Below are 17,419 nucleotides of genomic sequence, written 5' to 3' on the forward strand. Positions count from 1 at the left end.
TCAGCCGGCGTCCTCTTCGGTCTTTTCCTCGTCGCCCTTCAGCTCACCCAGCAGCTCATGGAAATCCTTGGCCTCGCGGAAATTGCGGTAGACGGAGGCGAAGCGGACATAGGCGACGTCGTCCAGCGATTTCAGCGCTTCCATCACCAGGCGGCCGACCTCGCCGGACGCCACTTCCGTCTCGCCGGAGCTTTCGAGTTGGCGCACGATGCCGGTGACGGCACGGTCGATGCGCTCGGGATCGACATTGCGCTTGCGCACGGCGATCTCGACGGAGCGCAAGAGCTTGTCGCGGTCGAAGGGCACCTTGCGACCGGACTTCTTGATGACGACGAGGTCGCGCAGCTGCACGCGTTCGAAGGTGGTGAAGCGGCCACCGCAATCCGGACAGACGCGGCGCCTGCGGATCGCGGCGCCATCCTCGGCGGGGCGCGAATCCTTCACCTGCGTATCTTCGGACTGGCAATAGGGACAGCGCATGGAGAGCCTTGGGTTCGCGATTCTAGGGCATGGTCCCGAAAAGTTGCAGACTTTTCGGAGAAGATCATGCTTCAAAAACAAAATTTTAGAGCGAGATGACGATTCAAGGAAGCGTCGTCTCGCTCCAGTGGCGAAAGGCTTAGAGCCTTTTATGCCTCAGAGATAGCGAGGCGCGAGGAAGATTGCCAGCGCCGCCGCCAGCCACACGGCGATGCCGCCCAGCACGGCCAGCCGGTAGTCGGCCCTGTCGATGAACAGCCAGCAGGCGCCGAGGAAGGCGAGATAGGCAGGAATCGTCTTGAAGCCGGCAAGACAGGCCTCGCGAAAACCGGGCATGTTGCCTTTGGAGCCGACGGCAAGCAGCGCAATCACCGCGAAGGTCGGCGCCAGCGGCAGGATGCCGGGCAGCACATTGCCGCGTTTGGAGGCCCAGACGATCAACGCCGTGACCAGTCCGCCGACTACACCTTTCCAGACGATGTCCATTTGTTACCCCTACCCAAACCAGCCGTCTGCGCTACGGCGCAACATCCTTGGTCGCGAAGCCGCAGGACGTGCCGAGATTGCGATAGGCCTTGGTGAAGCCGTCCATCGGGATGCTCGCGACGGTCTGCTTGCCGAAGACGACATCGAGCGAGGTGACTTTGCGCATGGCGCGCAGCAGGGCGAGACTGGTCTTGGCCTGGTTGTCGACCATCCAGCTTGGGCGACCGTTGACGCCATCATTGGAATAGACCGTCGCGGAAACCTTTATGCCGGGATCGCCGAAGGTCGCCGCGATCTTCTTGCCGGTCGGCAGATCCTTGTTATCGACACTGATCATGATGGCGGGATAGGCATCGGGCGGCAGGGCGTCGCCGGTCGAGATCGACAGTGTCAGCGTGCCCGCATTGCCGATGCCGTCGACGAAAGCGGTGGAGGCCGCGCAGGTCTTGTGCGAATCCTGCCCGGTATCGAGCGTGTCGATGATCGTGGTCCACCTGCCGAAGGTAGTGGTGGCCGGCAAATTCGGATCCGGCTGCGTCTGCTCCTGGGCAATCGCGCCGGACACGGCGAAACCGGCCAGCGAACCAAGCAGGGCCAAGGCGGCAAGGCGGACAGTGCGCATCATCAAGTCTCCAAGAAGCCGCGCCGCCCGTTCAAGGCGGCGCACGGCGCAGGATAAAAGATGACGCGCGGCGCGCGGTCAACCGAGAGAGAGGGCAACCGAGAGAGAGGGCAATCGAAAGAGAAGGTCAACCGAGATAGGGATAAAGCGGGAACCGATCCGTCAGCGCCGTGACCTTGGCCTTGACCGCGGCCTCGACGGCGGCGTTGCCCTCGTCGGAATTCGCCATCTTCAGCCCGTCCAGCACCTCGGCGATCAGCTTGCCGATCTCGCGGAATTCGGCCTGGCCGAAGCCGCGCGTGGTGCCGGCGGGCGTGCCGAGACGGACACCGGAGGTGACGAACGGCTTTTCCGGATCGAAGGGGATGCCGTTCTTGTTGCAGGTGATGTTGGCGCGGCCGAGTGCTGCCTCGGCGCGCTTGCCGGTGGCATTCTTCGGACGCAGGTCGACCAGCATCAGGTGGTTGTCGGTGCCGCCCGAGACGATATCGAGGCCGGTTTCCTGCAGGCTCGAGGCCAGCGCCTTGGCGTTGGCGACGATGCTTTCGGCATAAGCCTTGAAGCTCGGCTTCAGCGCTTCGCCGAGCGCCACCGCCTTGGCGGCGACGACATGCATCAGCGGACCGCCCTGTAGGCCCGGGAACACCGCCGAGTTCATCTTCTTGGCGATCTCCTCGTCGTTGCAGAGGATCATGCCGCCGCGCGGGCCGCGCAGCGACTTGTGCGTGGTCGTGGTCACGACATGGGCATGAGGCAACGGCGACGGGTGCATGCCGCCCGCGACCAGGCCGGCGATGTGAGCCATGTCGACCATCAGATAGGCGCCGATCGAATCGGCGATCTCGCGGAAACGCTTCCAGTCCCAGATGCGGGAATAGGCGGTGCCGCCGGCCAGGATCAGCTTCGGCTTGGTCTCATGCGCGGTCTTCTCGATCGCGTCCAAGTCAAGCAGGTGATCGTCCTTGCGCACGCCATAGGAGACGACTTTGAACCACTTGCCGCTCATATTGACCGGCGAGCCGTGAGTGAGATGGCCGCCCGAATTCAAGTCGAGGCCCATGAAGGTGTCGCCGGGCTGCAGGAGCGCCAGGAACACGGCCTGGTTCATCTGGCTGCCGGAGTTGGGCTGGACATTGGCGAAGTTGCAGCCGAACAGTTTCTTCGCGCGCTCGATGGCCAGTTCCTCGGCCACGTCGACGAACTGGCAGCCACCATAGTAGCGCTTGCCCGGATAGCCCTCGGCATATTTGTTGGTCATGATCGACCCCTGCGCCTCGAGCACGGCGCGGGAGACGATGTTCTCCGAGGCGATCAGCTCGATCTCATGGCGCTGGCGGCCAAGTTCGTTGCGGATGGCGCCGAAAATATCCGGATCGGCGTCGGCAAGCGTGGTCTCGAAGAAGGACTCGAATTTGCTGGAGGCTGCCGAGGCATTTGACATGGCTTGCTTTCCCTTGGGGCCGGAGGTCTGCGAGGTCGTCGGGCCATTAACACAGTTGTTTGGAGCCCGCCACGTTTGCGGCGCGAAATTTGCTTGCCGGATTGCGCCAAGCAAATCGGCTGAACGTCATTTCCGGTCCTGCCGGCTCTTGAGCAGGGCTTCGGTCAGCGTGATCTCGGCCAGCAGCGCCCGCATGGTGTGGTCGTTGATTTCGCGGCTGCGGAACATGGCGCGCACGGCGGCGCGCTCCGCCTCGATGCCGGCGTGCCTCAGTTCGAGCTCCAGCCGCCCGGCCTCGCGGGCCTCGGCGCGCGCCTCATCGGCCTCGTCAGAGGCCGCGATGCGGCGGCGATAGCCGGCAACGATGCTGTCGGCGACCGCAAGCCGGGCCTCGGCCGCCTCGCCTTCTTCGCCGCCCTCGCCGGCGAGGCTCTCGATCTTGGCGATCGCCGCATTGGCGGCGCCGACACGCGCCCGGCGCTCCTCGGCCGCGCCCGGATCCTCGCCCGGCTCGACCAGTCCGCGCGCGATCCCCGGCAAAGCGAGGCTGGCGATGATGAGCGAGCAGATGATGACGCCGGCGGCGAGGAAGATCACCACGTCCCGCGCCGGAAAGGGCAAGCCATCCTGCAGCGCGAGCGGCAGCGACAGGATGCCGGCCAGCGTGATCGCTCCGCGCACGCCGGCTACCGATCCGGCAAGCCTTACGCGAAAACCAAAGGGCTCGGCCTTGCGCTTGCCGAGCCTTGCGGCAATCACTGACGCCATGTCGCCGATCCATATCCAGAGGAAGCGCAGGCCGATCAGGCAGAGCGTCAAAATGAGCACGGTCAGCGCCGGCTCGAACAGCCAGTGCCGGCTGGTGAGCTGCGGCGGAACCTTGCGGATGATGTCGGGTAGCTGCAGCCCGAGCAGGATAAAGAGAGCGCCGTTGAAGACGAAGGTCAGCGTCGACCATAGCGACATCGCCTGGATGCGCGCCGACACCGACAAAAAGCGGAAAATGCCCGAGGTCCCGGTGAGCAGGCCGGCGGTGACCGCCGCCAGGATGCCGGAGGCGCCGACATGTTCGGCGATGAGATACGCGACGAAGGGCAGCAGGGTCATGACCAGCACCTGCGCCTCCGCCGGCGTACCGCCGATGCGGCCAAGGATTTGCAACGCCTTGGCAGCGATGAACAGCGCCGCAACCCCGGCGAGGATGCCGGCCGCCACAGCATAGAGGAAGCTCAGAGAGGCGGCGGCGAAGGAGAAGCTGCCGGTCAGCGCGGCCGCCACGGCGAAGCGGAACATGACCAGGCCGGAAGCGTCGTTGAGCAGGGATTCGCCTTCCAATATGTGCATCAGCCGCGCCGGAACGACGTTGCGGTCGACGATCGAGGACACGGCGACCGCATCGGTCGGCGACAGCACGGCGGCCAAAGCGAAAGCGACCACCAGCGGGATGCTCGGCACCAGCCAGTGCAAGGCGTAGCCGAAGCCGACGATGGTGAAGAAGACCAGTCCGATGGCGAGATCGAGGATCGGCCCGCGCAGCTCGATCAGTTCCCGCTTCGGCGCGGCGAAGGCGTCGCCGAACAGAAGCGGCGGGATGAACACCAGGAGGAAGAGTTCCGGATCGATCCCGACATGCAGGCCGCTCGCCGGCCAGGCAAGGGCGGCGCCGATCACGATCTGCAGCACGGGTAACGGCACGCGCACCAGCCGCACCAGCGCGCCGGAAACCGCCACGAAAGCGAGCACGACGAGAATGAAGACGGTGACTTCCATGATGCGATTCCGGCTCTGAGGCCGACCATGCGCAATTGCCGGCTTCGCGTCCAGACGGCCAGGCCAACTGGCTATCGACCCTGCGGTGCCGATCGACTTCGGAGCGGCCGATACAAAGAAAAAGGCCGCTCCCGGAGCGGCCTTTTCTTTCCGGATATCAGACGCTTACAGCGCGGAAGTGATCTGCAGCTCGCTGTTGCCGTCGAGGCCGTAGATGTCGTCGCGGAACTGCACGACGCCGGGACCCGTCGACCATGCCGAGAGATAGAGGAAGTGGACCGGCACCGGGTTGACGACCTGGACTGGGGTATTCTCGCCGGTCTTGATCGTCGCCTCGAAATGCTGGCGGTCCCAACCGGGGGTGTCGCGCAGGATCCAGGTGACGAGGTCACGCACGTTCTGGACGCGCACGCAGCCCGAGGAATCGAAGCGCATCAGTTTGCCGAACAGGCTCTGCTGCGGCGTGTCGTGCATGTAGACGCCATCCGGGCTCGGGAAATTGATCTTGACCGAAGCCATGGCGTTGCCGGCGCCCGGATCCTGGCGGAAGCGGTATTTCTCGGCATCGTCTGTCGACCAGTCGACGGTCATCGGATCGACCTCGCTGCCGTCCGGCGCGAACAGGCGGATATGACTGTCCTTGAGGTAGTTGGGATCCTTCCGCATCAGCGGAATGATGTCCTTGCGCACGATCGAGACCGGCGCGTTCCAGTATGGATTGACGATGATCTCGTTGATCTTGGAATTCACGATCGGCGTCTGGCGGTCGATCTTGCCGACGATCGCGGTGTGGCGAAGCACGACACGGTCGTTCTCGACCGCTTCGATCTGCGCCGCGGGAATGTCGACCAGCACATAGCGGCTGCCCAGCGTGCCGGCCTTTTCCTTCAGGCGCTGCAGATTGGTCTGCAACTGGCCGAGCCGGATCGGAGCCTGGACGTTCATCGCCGCATAGGTGTACTTGCCCATCGCGCCATCGGCCGGCAGGCCGTGGCGAAGCTGGAAGCGCTTGACCGCTGAATCGACATAGGAATCGAAGGCCGTCGAGATGCCGGCGCTCTGCGGCAAATCACCCGAAATCATCAGCCGTTTGCGCAGCTGCACGACATCCGGATCGTCGACGCCGAGCTGCAGTTTCTTGGTCGCCGGAACCTGTTCCCAGCCGCCCTGGCCGACGATGTTCTGGTACTGCGCCACCGCCTGCTCGGTGAACGCGACGGTCTGCTGGCTGAAGATAGGAAGCGTCGAAGCGACCTTGCTTGTGTTGTTGGCGCGGGCGTCGAACTGATCGTCCCAATTGCCGCGGGTCGAGGATTTGAGGATATCCCCGACCACATCCTGCGCGCTGGCATGGCCGGCGACTACGGCGGCGGCGAGCGCGGAGGCTCCGGTAAGGAAGAAACGGCGGCTGGTTCTCATGGACGTTCCAGACATTCTAGCTGTATCAAATCTCGCTCAGTTCGCTCTACTGGCGGGTTGCCCGCACTCTAGGGTCGGCAATCTTAACAATTAGCCAACCATGTCCCGCATCGCTCGGCTGCCAGAAACGCGCGGCCGCAGCGCCGGGTCCAATAAGCGCAGGGCATCGGCCCGCAGCATCACCGCATTCTCGCTTTCACCGCGATTATGGCGGCAACGTGGCCTTGGCCCGCGATTTGCTTGCGGCAAGAAGATGAAGGGAAAGGGACCGATGCATTTTGGCATCGCCGGTCGCCACCGATTGGGCAAATCCTCGTTACTTTTCGGCTTGTCCTACTTCACCCGGTTCGGACACAGAGCTTTGAATTGATCGAGGGTATAGTCGTAGCCAGAGGCGCCCGAACCATCGAGAACCACGTCCTCGTCGGTGTCGGTGATCAGGTAGTCCGTGGCACTTCCGGCGGGGCTGTGCCCCTGGAACCGCATGTTGGCGCCGTAAAATGTCGTGAACTTGCCGCTCCTGCAATCCGCCGTGATCTCCAGATGCAAGGGCGTCTTCATTTCCTTGGCAATGCAATCCTCGGTCACCTTGCCGACATAGTCGCGGCAATAGCCGACGGCGTTTTGCCTGGTGTGCTTCGTCAATACGCTGGCATGCGACGTGCCGATGCCGGACTTTTTGACGATCGTGACCTCCATGCCCGCCCTGGAGCCGTAGTAGAGCGTCCTGGCTTGAGCCGACGAAGCCAGAACCAAAACGGAAAGCACAAGCACGAAATAGCGCACGGCGTCCCTCCCCTTTGGCTGAGAGCTTCCACGCGCGCTGCCCCAGGGTCAACTACCTAAAGCGCGTCGCGATCTTTCAGATTCGCTCCGTGCGCTTTAGGTTTTTGATTTTACGCATGCCTTTGTCCCGAAACCGGTCCCACTTTCGGCAGACATGCTTTAAGGGCCTTCCCTTCGCAACAAGAAAAAGACCGGCACCTTTCAGCACCGGCCCCCCGACTTTTTTCCCCGGCCGCGCTTCTTCGGCGCGGCCTCGATGTCTCAGATTTCGAAAGTGCTTACATCCGGTAAGCGATCGTATCGTTCCAGAAGCGATCCAGGCGCTGCAGGGCGCGGTTCATCTGCTTGAACTCGTCGGTGTTGATGCCGCCGACCGCCTCGATCGAGCCGACATGGCGCTCGTAGAGGCCGGCGACGACGTCGGCCACCTCGTTGCCCTTCGGCGTCAACGAGACGCGAACCGAGCGGCGGTCGATGCGCGAGCGCTGGTGGTTGATGAAGCCGAGATCGACGAGCTTCTTCAGATTGTAGGAGACGTTCGAGCCGAGATAATAACCACGCGAGCGCAGCTCGCCGGCGGTCAGCTCCGAATTGCCGATGTTGAAGAGCAGCAGCGCCTGGATGGCGTTGATGTCGGAGCGGCCGTTGCGGTCGAACTCGTCCTTGATCACGTCAAGCAGACGGCGATGCAGACGCTCCACCAGCTGCAGCGATTCCATGTACAGCGAACGGATCGCCTCGCGGCGGTCGTCGGATACGTTGGCGGTCTTCGCCGCCGGACGTGAATTGATCATTGTCTTTGCCTCTCGTTTGTCGCCCGGTGATTTTTTGTTCTTCACCTTGATCGCGACACTATCGAATACTCATAAAATTCGACTTAAACGCCAGGGCTAACAAGAGCTTACCGGTAAGAGGTTTCGAAAGAGGCTTAACGAACGGTCACGCGAGCAAGAACAATTAACCTAAAGATTTAGGCAATGGGTTTGGGGCAAATCGCTGACCCCGAATCTAGGCCTCTGGAGCCGCCTGGCAACCTGAAGCGCGTCGCGCTGAAGCGGATTCAGGCGACGCGCTTCAGGTCGTTGTTCTGATGCATGTCGTTCTCCCGAAACCGCTGCCCACTTTCGGGCGACATGCATTTTTGTTTTTATGCATGTCGTTCTCCCGAAACCGCTGCCCACTTTCGGGCGACATGCATTACTGCCGGAACTGGCGCTTCTGCAGCCAGATGATCACCCGGAAGACGATGTAGAGCAACGCCACGCAGGCATGCGAGACGACGATCAGCATCCTGTGGCCGAAGAGGTTGGGAAAGCCGGCATACATGACGGTCTCGGTCGCCGCGCAGATGAACCAGATCACTGGCCCCCAGGAGGCGAGCATCCAGAGGCCCGCCGCGGCAAAGGGAAAGAAGACGGCAAGCGTGGCCGCGGCCACCTGCCAGTGCACCGGCATCAGGTCGAAGCGCCAGAGTTCGCCGGGATAGATACCGATCAGCCGGATCCAGTAGAGGATGCCGAAGAGCAAGCAATAGCCGGCAATGACCCGCTGGAACCAGGCGAAGATGATTTCGGTGGTCGAGGGCTGCAGCACCACGCGCCTGGAGGTGACCTCGCTCACAGCTCGAGCTCCCGGCCCCCGAGCGACGCGAAATAGGCGTCGACGTCGGCAGCGCCCACCGCATCGAGGCTGGCTGGCCGCCACTCAGGCTTCGAGCCCTTGTCGATGATGGCGGCGCGGATGCCTTCGTAGAAGTCATGGCCGGCCAGCATGCGGTTGAGGATGCGGAACTCCATCTTCATGCACTCGTCCATCGACAGCGTCAGTCCGGCGCTGATCTCGCGCCAGGCGACGTTGAGGCTGGTCGGCGAACGCGTCTTGATGGTCGCCAGCGTCTTGGCAGCGAAGGCGTCGTCAAGGGCCTGTTCCAGGCTGGCGACGATGTCGGCGAGCGAGGCTTGAGAAAAATGGCGGGCGATCGCTTCCAGGTCCTGCCGTTCCGTCTCGCGCCTGGCAGGCGTGAAGAAAGAGCGCAACTCCGACTCCGGATCGCCGGAAACTGCGATCTCATCGAGCAGCCCCGCCTGGTCCTCGGCCTTGATGGTGTGGGTGGCCAGGCCAGACCACAGCGCATCGCCATAGCGGATACGGTTTCCCGTCAGCCCCAGATACATGCCGAAGCTGCCGCCGAGATCGGGCAAGAGATGGCTGGCGCCGACATCGGGGAAGAAGCCGATGCCGACCTCGGGCATGGCGAACTGCGCGTTCTCGGTCAAAACGCGGTGCGAACCATGGAAGGAGATACCGACGCCGCCGCCCATGACGATGCCGTCGATCAGCGCGACATAGGGTTTCCTGAAGCGCGCGATGCGGGCGTTGAGCCGGTACTCGTCGGCGAAGAAGTCGACCGGCGGCTTGCCGGCGCGGCCGGCCTCGTAGATGTGCAGGATGTCGCCGCCGGCGGAAAACGCCCTGCCCTCGGCCTTGACGACGACGGCGCTGACGCCGGCATCGCCCTCCCAGGCGTCAAGCGCCTTGCCGAGCGCCTTGACCATGCGATGGGTGACGGCATTGAGCGCCTGCGGCCGCGTCAGCGTGACGACGCCCGCCTTTCCCAAACGCTCGAAGCGAATCTCGTCGCCTCCGCCAAAATCCATCACCAGGGAATCCTTCTCTCCGCCCTTCCGGGGGGACTGAAGTGCTAAAGGCGGCATAAGGATGCGTCAATGCCAGCGGGTCATTACACTGGCGGCTGGGCGCGCCAGATGTTACGAAACCGGCAAACGATTGCGCCCACGCGGCCCGACAGATTTCGAGCAAATCGACATGCCTGGATTTCCTCGTCTCGTGGCTGGATTGCTAGGCCTCCTCTGGCTGGGAGTTTCCTCCGCCCTTGCCGCAACGACGGCCGAGCTTTACCAGGCCCAGACCATCGTCACCGGCACCGGCGAACCGAACCGGCAGATCGGCTTCAAGGATTGCCTGGAGAAGGTGCTGATCAAGGTTTCAGGGGACCAGCGGCTGACGCAAAAGCCGGAGATGCTGGCGCTGCGCGACAAGGCGGCCGACTTCGTCCAATCCTTTCGCTACCATGACCGGCTGGAAGGCGTGCCGATCCATGACGAGCAAGGCACGCATGACCGGCCGCACGACCTGACGTGCCTCTACAAGCCCGCCGTGGTCGACAAGCTCCTGGCGCAGCTCGGCAGCAGACCCTGGCATGGCGAACGGCCGACGCTTGCCGTCTTCCTGACGGCCGAGCAAGGCGCGAGCCATTTCGTATTGACGGCCGACGAGGATCGCGGTGAGACCATGCGCGAATCCTTCACCAATGCCACCGGCCCGCTGCTGATGCGCGTCACCTTTCCAAAGGCCAGGCAGCTTGCCGGGTTAGATGAGAAGGCGCTTTCCGCGACGGATATGGCAAGGCTCGACCAACTCGCGAAAAAGGCGGGAGCGATCCGGGCGCTTGCCGGCAGCATCGTGTGGAGCGACAAGGAACTCGGCTGGATCGCCGACTGGCGGCTGGCCGACCGCGGCAAGACCTATCAATGGCAAGCGCGCGGCGTCAGCTTCGACGAGGCGTTTCGCGTGGCGGTGAAGGGCGCGGCGCAGATTCTGTCGGGCAATGGGCAGCCGTGACACGAAGTTTCGGCCTTGGCACAATCGTGTCGCATTGGTCTGCGGTGAGGCCGCGTGGTAAAAGCCGGAACAAAGAAGAGTTTTGGCGATGAACAGATTCACTCCCGCAAAGCCTGCCGGCGCGCGCAGCGTCGACGAGATCACCGGCGGCCGGCGGCTGCGGCGCATGCGCAAGGCCGACTGGTCGCGCCGGCTGGTGCAGGAGAACCAGCTCTCGGTGAACGACCTGATCTGGCCGATCTTCGTCGTCGACGGCAGCAACGTGCGCGAGCCAATCGCCGCGATGCCGGACGTCTATCGTCTCTCCGTCGACCTCGCGGTCAAGGAGGCGGAGCGCGCCGCCAAGCTTGGCATCCCTGCGATCGCCACTTTCCCCAATGTCGAGCTCTCGCTGCGCGACCAGACCGGTTCGCACATCCTCGACCCCGAAAACATCATCAACCGCGCCACCCGCGCCATCAAGGACGCGGTGCCGGAGATCGGCATCATCACCGACGCGGCACTCGACCCGTTCACCAGCCACGGCCATGACGGCATTTTGCGCGATGGCATCATCGTCAACGACGAAACCGTCGAGCAGGTCGCCGCCGCAGCCGTGATCCAGGCTGCGGCGGGCGCCGACATCATCGCGCCGTCCGACATGATGGACGGCCGCATCGGCGCCATCCGCGACGCGCTCGACGCCAACGGTTTTCAGGACGTGGCGATCATGTCCTATGCGACGAAATTCGCCTCCGCCTTCTATGGGCCCTATCGCGAGGCCGTCGGCACCGCCGGCCTGCTCAAGGGCGACAAGAAGACCTACTATATCGACCACGCCAATTCCGACGAGGCGGTGCGCGAGGCCGAGCAGGATCTCGCCGAAGGCGCCGACATGCTGATGGTGAAGCCGGGGCTTCCCTATCTCGACATCATTCGCAGGCTGAAGGACGAGCTGCAGATGCCGACCTTCGCCTACCAGGTGTCTGGCGAATATTCGATGATCAAGGCCGCCAGCGCCAATGGCTGGATCGACGGCGAGAAGGCGATGCTGGAATCGCTTCTGGCGCTGAAACGCGCCGGCTGCGACGGCATTCTCACCTATTTCGCGCCGGTGGTGGCGGAGATGCTGAGGGGCTAGGCTCGCCTCGCGATTTTGGAATTCTGACGGGATCCGTTAGAATGGTTCGATGAGCCGGAATGAAGTGATCGAACGGTTGCAGAAGAACGCAGATGCCATCAGGGGCATGGGCGTGACTTCGCTTTATCTGTTTGGGTCGGCCGCGCGCGGCGATGCACGATCAGACAGCGATCTTGATCTGTTCATAGACTACGATCCGGCGCGGCGCTTTTCCCTGATCGACCTCGTCGGCATCAAACAATTTCTCGAAGAGAAGATGTCGACCGAAATCGACATCACCACAAGGGACAGCCTTCATCCGATGGTGAAGGCTGATATCGAACGATCGGCCGTGCGCGTATTTTGACCGAGAGTTACGCAAGTAGTCGCTTTCCCGACGCCAAATTGTGACGGCAATCCTAACGCTTCCGGCGACGCTCCCGACGCTGACCGCTTCGATGGAGCGGAAAATACTGCTTGCGTTTCGCAATCAGTTAAGCTACCAAACAACTGCTTGCAATTTACAACTGGTTTAGGAGGCAATGATGTCCAAGCTGCGTGTCAACGCTTTCACCTTGTCGCTCGACGGCTACGGCGCCGGTCCCGATCAGACTCTCGAAAACCCGCTCGGTGTCGGCGGCGAAGATCTGCATAGATGGATGATCGGCACCCGCACCTTTCGCGAGATGGTGATCGGCAAGGACGGCGGCACCACAGACATCGATGACAGCTTCGCCGTGCGCAGCTTCGAGAATGTCGGCGCCTGGATCCTGGGCCGCAACATGTTCGGGCCGATCCGCGGCGAGTGGCCTGACGACAGCTGGAAAGGCTGGTGGGGCGACAACCCGCCCTATCACGTGCCGGTCTTCGTGCTGACGCACCACAAGCGCGCGCCGATCGCCATGGAAGGCGGCACGACCTTTTATTTCGTCACCGACGGCATCCATTCGGCGCTCGAGCAGGCGAAAGCCGCGGCCAATGGAAAGGACGTTCGGGTCGGCGGTGGCGTTTCGACCATCCGACAGTATCTGGAGAAGAAACTTATCGACGAGATGCATCTGGCAATCTCGCCGATGCTGCTCGGCTCCGGCGAGCACCTCTTCGCCGGTCTCGACATGCTGAAGCTCGGCTATCGCTGCACCGAGCAAGTGGCCACTTCGCTCGCCACCCATGTCATCGTCAAACGCGATTCCTGATCGAAGAATGCCGGAACGCGGCCAGGCCGCGTTCCGGTCGCGTCCTCAGCCCTTGGGCAGATAGGAAATCGTCCCCGCCAGATCGGTGTTGTCGATCATCTGGAAGCGGCTTTCGCTGCCGGCCTGGCGCGCGGCAATGTAGGGCGCGTATTGCGGATCGCTGGCGAATGCTTCGGCTGCCGTCGCCGTCGGAAACGCCATCAGCGCGATCAGGCTGGTGTCCAGCGGCTTGCCCTCGAGCGTCTTCACATTGCCGCTGCGCGCTAGATAACGCCCGCCATGCTTGTGCACCAGCTCGTGCACCGAGCCGGCATAGGCAGGCACCCACTTGTCGTCCGTCACCTTGATGTCGGCGATCACGTAAACAGTCATGATTGAAACTCTCCTGTGGTTTGTCGGCACCGGACCGCCCGGTGACGTGACCGCTGGCTCGCATGGCAAGGCCCAAACCCTCCAGTCCGGCATCTGTACTGGCCCGGTACAGCTTCTGTACTGGCTGCAGGGGCGCCTGAGGATTATGGTTCGGCTTCAATCGGTGGGAGGCCAACCAGATGACGCAACCCGGATACAAGCAGTTCTGCCCGCTTTCCATGGCCGCGGAGCTGTTGTGCACGCGCTGGACGATGGTGCTGTTGCGCGAGCTGGTGGCGGGCTCGACCCGCTTCAACGATCTGCGCCGCGGCGTCCCGAAAATGTCGCCGACGCTCCTGTCGCAAAGGCTGAAGGAGCTGGAGACTGCAGGCATTGTCGAGCGCGCCGAGATCAAATCCGAAAAGGGCGTTTTCGAATACAGGCTGACCGAGGCCGGCAAAGATTTGCGCCCCGTGGTCGAGGCGATGGGTTTCTGGGGCCAGAAATGGGTCGAGGCCCGGCTGTCGCTCAAGAACCTCGATCCATCGCTGCTGATGTGGGATATGCGGCGCAACCTGAACGCCAGCCCGCTGCCCGACGGCCGCACCGTGATACAGTTCCTGTATCACGACCTGCCGGCGTCAAAACGCTCCTGGTGGCTGATCGTCGAGAAGCACGGCGATGTCGATCTGTGCTGGTACGATCCGGGATTCGAGGTCGATCTCTATGTCTCGACCGACCTCTGCACCATGACCTCGATCTGGATGGGGCTGACGACCGTCCAAAAGGAGGCTGAGAAGGTGGCGTTGACCGGAAACCTCGACGTCGCCGCCAAGATGCAGACATGGCTCGGCCTCAGCCCGTTTGCCGTCATGCCGAAACGCGCGGCGGCGTAGCACCGAAGGGTCAATACTTCCCAGGCACATAAAGCTCGCGCGGCAGCACCTGGCGCTCGTAGGACGGATTGAAGACGCGCTCGGGCAGCGTGATCTCCTCATGCGGCACATCTTCGTAGGGCATCTGCTGCAGCAAATGGTCGATGCAGTTCAGCCGCGCCCGCTTCTTGTCGTTGCCCTCGACGATGAACCAGGGCGCTTCCTTGATGTTGGTGCGGGCGAAGGTTTCTTCCTTGGCCTTGGTGTACTGCTCCCAGCGCACGCGCGACTGCAGATCCATGGGCGACAGCTTCCACTGCTTCATCGGGTCGTGGATACGCATCAGGAAGCGCATCTGCTGCTCCTCGTCGGTGATCGAGAACCAGTATTTCACCAGCGTGATGCCGGAGCGCACCAGCATGCGCTCGAATTCCGGCACGTCGTGGAAGAACTCTTCCACCTGATCGGCATTGGCAAAACCCATCACGCGCTCGACGCCGGAGCGGTTGTACCAGGAGCGGTCGAACAGCACGATCTCGCCGCCGGCCGGCAGATGCGGCACATAGCGCTGGAAATACCATTGCGACTTCTCGCGCTCGGTTGGCGCGGGCAGCGCCACGACGCGGGCGATGCGCGGGTTGAGGCGCTGCGTGATGCGCTTGATCACGCCGCCCTTGCCTGCGGAGTCACGGCCCTCGAAGATCACGACCAGCTTCTTCTTGTGGTAGGCGACCCAGGACTGCAGCTTGATCAGTTCCGACTGCAGCCGCAGCAGCTCGCGGAAATAGGTCATCCGTTCGATGGAGGGCGGATGCGACTTCTTGTAGATTTTGGCGATCTCCAGCGAGAGCGCGGGCTCGGAAATCTCCAGCTCATAGTCCTCGTCGAGCGTGTCCTCGAGCTCGGCTTCCAGCCAGTCCTTGGCTCCGGAATTCGGCCCGGAATTCGGTTTTAGTTCGTTCATCGCGCTGCTCCTGCCTGTCAGCCACCTTCGCCTCGGATGCGTTCCGGCCATGGCCGCAAACGCAACTCCCTAAGCCGACTGAGATACAGGCCCGCAATGACGGTTTTATTGCAAACGGCCCAGCGACGACGTTGGACTAGCCGATATGTGATCGGCCCGTATCGATGGCGGGGCGACAAGCCGCCGGAATTGTCCTACAAATACCCTGTCTCTTTCCGGCGCCTGCCACGCGCCCTTCAAACAAATCGCGAGGACCTGACATGGAATACCGCACCCTTGGCCGTTCCGGCCTGAAGGTTTCGACATTGACGCTTGGCACGATGACCTTCGGCGGCACGGGCCCGTTCGCCGCCGTCGGCAATTCCGATCTTTCGGAAGCCAAGCGCATCATCGACACCTGCATCGACGCCGGCATCAACCTCATCGACACCGCCAATGTCTATTCGAACGGCCTGTCCGAGGAGATCGTCGGTGAGGCGCTCGGCGGCAAGCGCAAGAACGATGTGCTGATCGCGTCGAAGGCGCGCATGCGGATCGGCAACGGCCCCAACGACGAAGGCCTGTCGCGCCATCATCTGATCCGTGAATGCGAGCGGAGCCTGAAGCGGCTCAAGACCGATGTCATCGACATCTATTTCCTGCACGAATGGGATGGCGTCACGCCGCTGGAGGAGACGATCGCGGCGCTCGACACGCTGGTCGGCCAGGGCAAGGTCCGCTACGTCGGCTGCTCCAACTACTCGGGCTGGCAGGTGATGAAGGCGCTCTCGATCAGCGACAGCCATCATCAGCCGCGCTTCGTCACCCAGCAGATCCACTACACGCTGGAAGCGCGCGAGGCCGAGTACGAGTTGCTGCCAATCTCGGTCGACCAGGGGCTCGGCGTGCTGGTGTGGAGCCCGCTGGCCGGTGGCCTGCTTTCGGGAAAATACCGCCGCGACAGCCCGACGGCACGCCAGCTTGGCGGCTGGTCGGAGCCGCCGATCCGCGACGAGGACCGGCTGTGGCGCATCGTCGACGTGCTGGTCGAGATCGGCAAGGAGCGCGGCGTTTCGGCGGCGCAGGTGGCGCTTGCCTGGCTACTTGGCCGCCCAGCCGTCAGCTCGCTGGTGATCGGCGCCCGCAACGAAGCCCAGCTCAAGGACAATCTTGCCGCGGCAAGCCTGACGCTGTCGCTCGACGAGCGCCTGCGCCTGGACGCCGTCAGCCGGCCCCCGGTGCTTTACCCCTATTGGCACCAGCAATTCACCGCCAGGGACCGGTTCGGCCCGGCCGACCTGGTGCTCGACCGCAGCGATATCTGAGAAACGTCAGCCTGTGATGTAGCGCCAGGCCTCTGGATCGGGTTTGATCTGGCCGCTCAGCACGAAATATTTGTAGAGGACGAGCAGCGAGACCGCCCGCTCGTCCTTTTCGTCGCTGAACCGGCGGCAGTAAGCATTGGCCGCCGTTGTGATGCGCTGGGCTTCCGCCGGATGCCTTTCGAAATAGGCGATCTTGTCGCCGACGTCCGAAAAATCCGGCGCCAGCGGCACGTAGTGGACATTGGCCTCGAGCTCAGCTTCGGCGAACCATGTCTCGTAGGTCGGCGGCGGCATCAGGCAGAGCGAATTCGAGCTCATGACCCATTTGAGGTTGGTGGCCACGTCGTTGCCTTCGAGCGAGACGATGTAACGGAACTGTCGCTGCTGCGGGATCGTGAGATACGACTTGCGGTAGCCCTCCGGCGCACTCGGCTTGGGCGAGCCCGCATCGCAGACCGGCAGACCGCGCACGGCATCGACGAACCGCTTGCGGATCGGATTGTTGAGATCACCGCGCCAGACCGCCATCGGGCGCTTGTCGGCGAAGGAGAGATTGTCCCTTGGCATGTTGAAATGGCGGAACTTGTCGAGCTTCATGATCACGGCGTTGCCGTTGTCGTCACGGATCGGCCGATCCTTGACGATCGCCGGCATCTTGGGCACGTCGACGACATCGCCGAACTCGAGATCGATAAGCAGGTCGCGATCGAAATAGCGGGCGAACTCCTTCAGATCGTAATAGTACATGCTGCCGAACTTGGGTATTTGACCGGCCGGCACGGCAGCCGCGCTCGGCACGAAGCTATGGTCGAGCTTGTTGTAATAGTTGACGCGGTCGCGGACCGTTTTGCCGGAAAGCCTCGCCTGCTGCAGCCGGCTGGCCAGGCGATGGCGAAAGAGAGCCTGCGGCGCCACATCGCGCGTGATGTTGCGTATAAAATAAAATACTCGCGCTGCGGTGCGTAAGGGCGAAGCCATGCGTCC

The 17,419-nt window shown here is 62.7% G+C and carries 19 protein-coding genes; 6 read left to right on the forward strand and 13 right to left on the reverse strand.

All coding sequences use genetic code 11. The annotated features are described in order from the left end of the window. The 10 genes from nrdR to AC4FWB_RS02560 all read right to left on the reverse strand — a co-directional run bounded on the left by nrdR (position 1) and on the right by AC4FWB_RS02560 (position 9,661). Entirely contained in the window at positions 1-480 is a 480-nt protein-coding gene (gene nrdR / locus AC4FWB_RS02515) for a transcriptional regulator NrdR (protein ID WP_059184872.1), read from the reverse strand. A 156-nt stretch (positions 481-636) separates the two neighbouring features. Beyond that, positions 637-966, reverse strand: a complete 330-nt coding sequence (locus AC4FWB_RS02520) for a GlpM family protein (RefSeq protein WP_491024178.1) — start codon at positions 964-966, stop codon at positions 637-639. A 31-nt stretch (positions 967-997) separates the two neighbouring features. Next, positions 998-1,588 carry a hypothetical protein gene (locus tag AC4FWB_RS02525; RefSeq protein WP_491024333.1) on the reverse strand — a complete coding sequence of 197 codons (591 nt, stop codon included), beginning with the start codon at positions 1,586-1,588 and terminating at the stop codon, positions 998-1,000. Between the two features lie 127 nt (positions 1,589-1,715). After that, on the reverse strand, positions 1,716-3,029 hold the full coding sequence (gene glyA / locus AC4FWB_RS02530) for a serine hydroxymethyltransferase (RefSeq protein WP_491024179.1): 1,314 nt from the start codon (positions 3,027-3,029) through the stop codon (positions 1,716-1,718). Positions 3,030-3,155: 126 nt separating this feature from the next. Further along, entirely contained in the window at positions 3,156-4,799 is a 1,644-nt protein-coding gene (locus AC4FWB_RS02535) for a Na+/H+ antiporter (RefSeq protein ID WP_491024180.1), read from the reverse strand. Positions 4,800-4,964: 165 nt separating this feature from the next. After that, positions 4,965-6,218 (reverse strand): L,D-transpeptidase family protein, encoded by a 1,254-nt coding sequence (locus AC4FWB_RS02540; RefSeq protein WP_491024181.1) that lies wholly within the window; start codon positions 6,216-6,218, stop codon positions 4,965-4,967. Positions 6,219-6,551: 333 nt separating this feature from the next. Further along, positions 6,552-7,004 (reverse strand): hypothetical protein, encoded by a 453-nt coding sequence (locus tag AC4FWB_RS02545; RefSeq protein ID WP_491024182.1) that lies wholly within the window; start codon positions 7,002-7,004, stop codon positions 6,552-6,554. A gap of 278 nt (positions 7,005-7,282) precedes the next feature. Continuing rightward, the gene (gene ldtR / locus AC4FWB_RS02550) at positions 7,283-7,798 is read right to left on the reverse strand and encodes a transcriptional regulator LdtR (RefSeq protein ID WP_040983294.1); all 516 of its coding nucleotides are present in this window, start codon (positions 7,796-7,798) and stop codon (positions 7,283-7,285) included. Positions 7,799-8,201: 403 nt separating this feature from the next. After that, positions 8,202-8,624: a DUF6163 family protein gene (locus tag AC4FWB_RS02555; protein WP_491024183.1), complete on the reverse strand. Its 423-nt coding sequence runs from the start codon at positions 8,622-8,624 to the stop codon at positions 8,202-8,204. Next, positions 8,621-9,661: an enoyl-CoA hydratase/isomerase family protein gene (locus AC4FWB_RS02560; protein WP_491024184.1), complete on the reverse strand. Its 1,041-nt coding sequence runs from the start codon at positions 9,659-9,661 to the stop codon at positions 8,621-8,623. The genes AC4FWB_RS02555 and AC4FWB_RS02560 overlap by 4 nt, the downstream gene beginning before the upstream one ends. A gap of 169 nt (positions 9,662-9,830) precedes the next feature. Between AC4FWB_RS02560 and AC4FWB_RS02565 the strand changes: the two genes are divergently transcribed. The 4 genes from AC4FWB_RS02565 to AC4FWB_RS02580 all read left to right on the forward strand — a co-directional run bounded on the left by AC4FWB_RS02565 (position 9,831) and on the right by AC4FWB_RS02580 (position 12,941). Continuing rightward, positions 9,831-10,646 carry a DUF2066 domain-containing protein gene (locus AC4FWB_RS02565; protein WP_491024185.1) on the forward strand — a complete coding sequence of 272 codons (816 nt, stop codon included), beginning with the start codon at positions 9,831-9,833 and terminating at the stop codon, positions 10,644-10,646. 88 nt (positions 10,647-10,734) lie between these two features. Further along, positions 10,735-11,766 (forward strand): porphobilinogen synthase, encoded by a 1,032-nt coding sequence (gene hemB / locus AC4FWB_RS02570; protein WP_491024186.1) that lies wholly within the window; start codon positions 10,735-10,737, stop codon positions 11,764-11,766. A gap of 49 nt (positions 11,767-11,815) precedes the next feature. Further along, positions 11,816-12,112 (forward strand): nucleotidyltransferase family protein, encoded by a 297-nt coding sequence (locus tag AC4FWB_RS02575; protein ID WP_491024187.1) that lies wholly within the window; start codon positions 11,816-11,818, stop codon positions 12,110-12,112. Positions 12,113-12,290: 178 nt separating this feature from the next. Continuing rightward, positions 12,291-12,941: a dihydrofolate reductase family protein gene (locus AC4FWB_RS02580; protein ID WP_491024188.1), complete on the forward strand. Its 651-nt coding sequence runs from the start codon at positions 12,291-12,293 to the stop codon at positions 12,939-12,941. 45 nt (positions 12,942-12,986) lie between these two features. Here the strand turns inward: AC4FWB_RS02580 and AC4FWB_RS02585 are convergent, their stop codons facing one another. After that, entirely contained in the window at positions 12,987-13,313 is a 327-nt protein-coding gene (locus AC4FWB_RS02585; protein WP_491024189.1) for a DUF1330 domain-containing protein, read from the reverse strand. Positions 13,314-13,492: 179 nt separating this feature from the next. On the opposite strand from AC4FWB_RS02585, the gene AC4FWB_RS02590 reads away from it, so the two are divergent. Continuing rightward, the gene (locus tag AC4FWB_RS02590) at positions 13,493-14,188 is read left to right on the forward strand and encodes a winged helix-turn-helix transcriptional regulator (protein WP_491024190.1); all 696 of its coding nucleotides are present in this window, start codon (positions 13,493-13,495) and stop codon (positions 14,186-14,188) included. Positions 14,189-14,198: 10 nt separating this feature from the next. Here AC4FWB_RS02590 and ppk2 read toward each other — a convergent pair whose 3' ends face one another. Continuing rightward, complete coding sequence (gene ppk2, locus AC4FWB_RS02595) at positions 14,199-15,131, reverse strand: polyphosphate kinase 2 (protein WP_491024191.1); 933 nt, start codon at positions 15,129-15,131, stop codon at positions 14,199-14,201. 260 nt (positions 15,132-15,391) lie between these two features. On the opposite strand from ppk2, the gene AC4FWB_RS02600 reads away from it, so the two are divergent. Beyond that, complete coding sequence (locus tag AC4FWB_RS02600; RefSeq protein ID WP_491024192.1) at positions 15,392-16,435, forward strand: aldo/keto reductase; 1,044 nt, start codon at positions 15,392-15,394, stop codon at positions 16,433-16,435. 6 nt (positions 16,436-16,441) lie between these two features. Here AC4FWB_RS02600 and AC4FWB_RS02605 read toward each other — a convergent pair whose 3' ends face one another. Beyond that, positions 16,442-17,413, reverse strand: coding sequence for a glycosyl transferase family 90 (locus AC4FWB_RS02605; protein ID WP_491024193.1), 972 nt, complete (start codon positions 17,411-17,413; stop codon positions 16,442-16,444). Positions 17,414-17,419 lie beyond the last annotated feature (6 nt).

The organism is Mesorhizobium sp. LEGMi-168a, assembly GCF_058312955.1.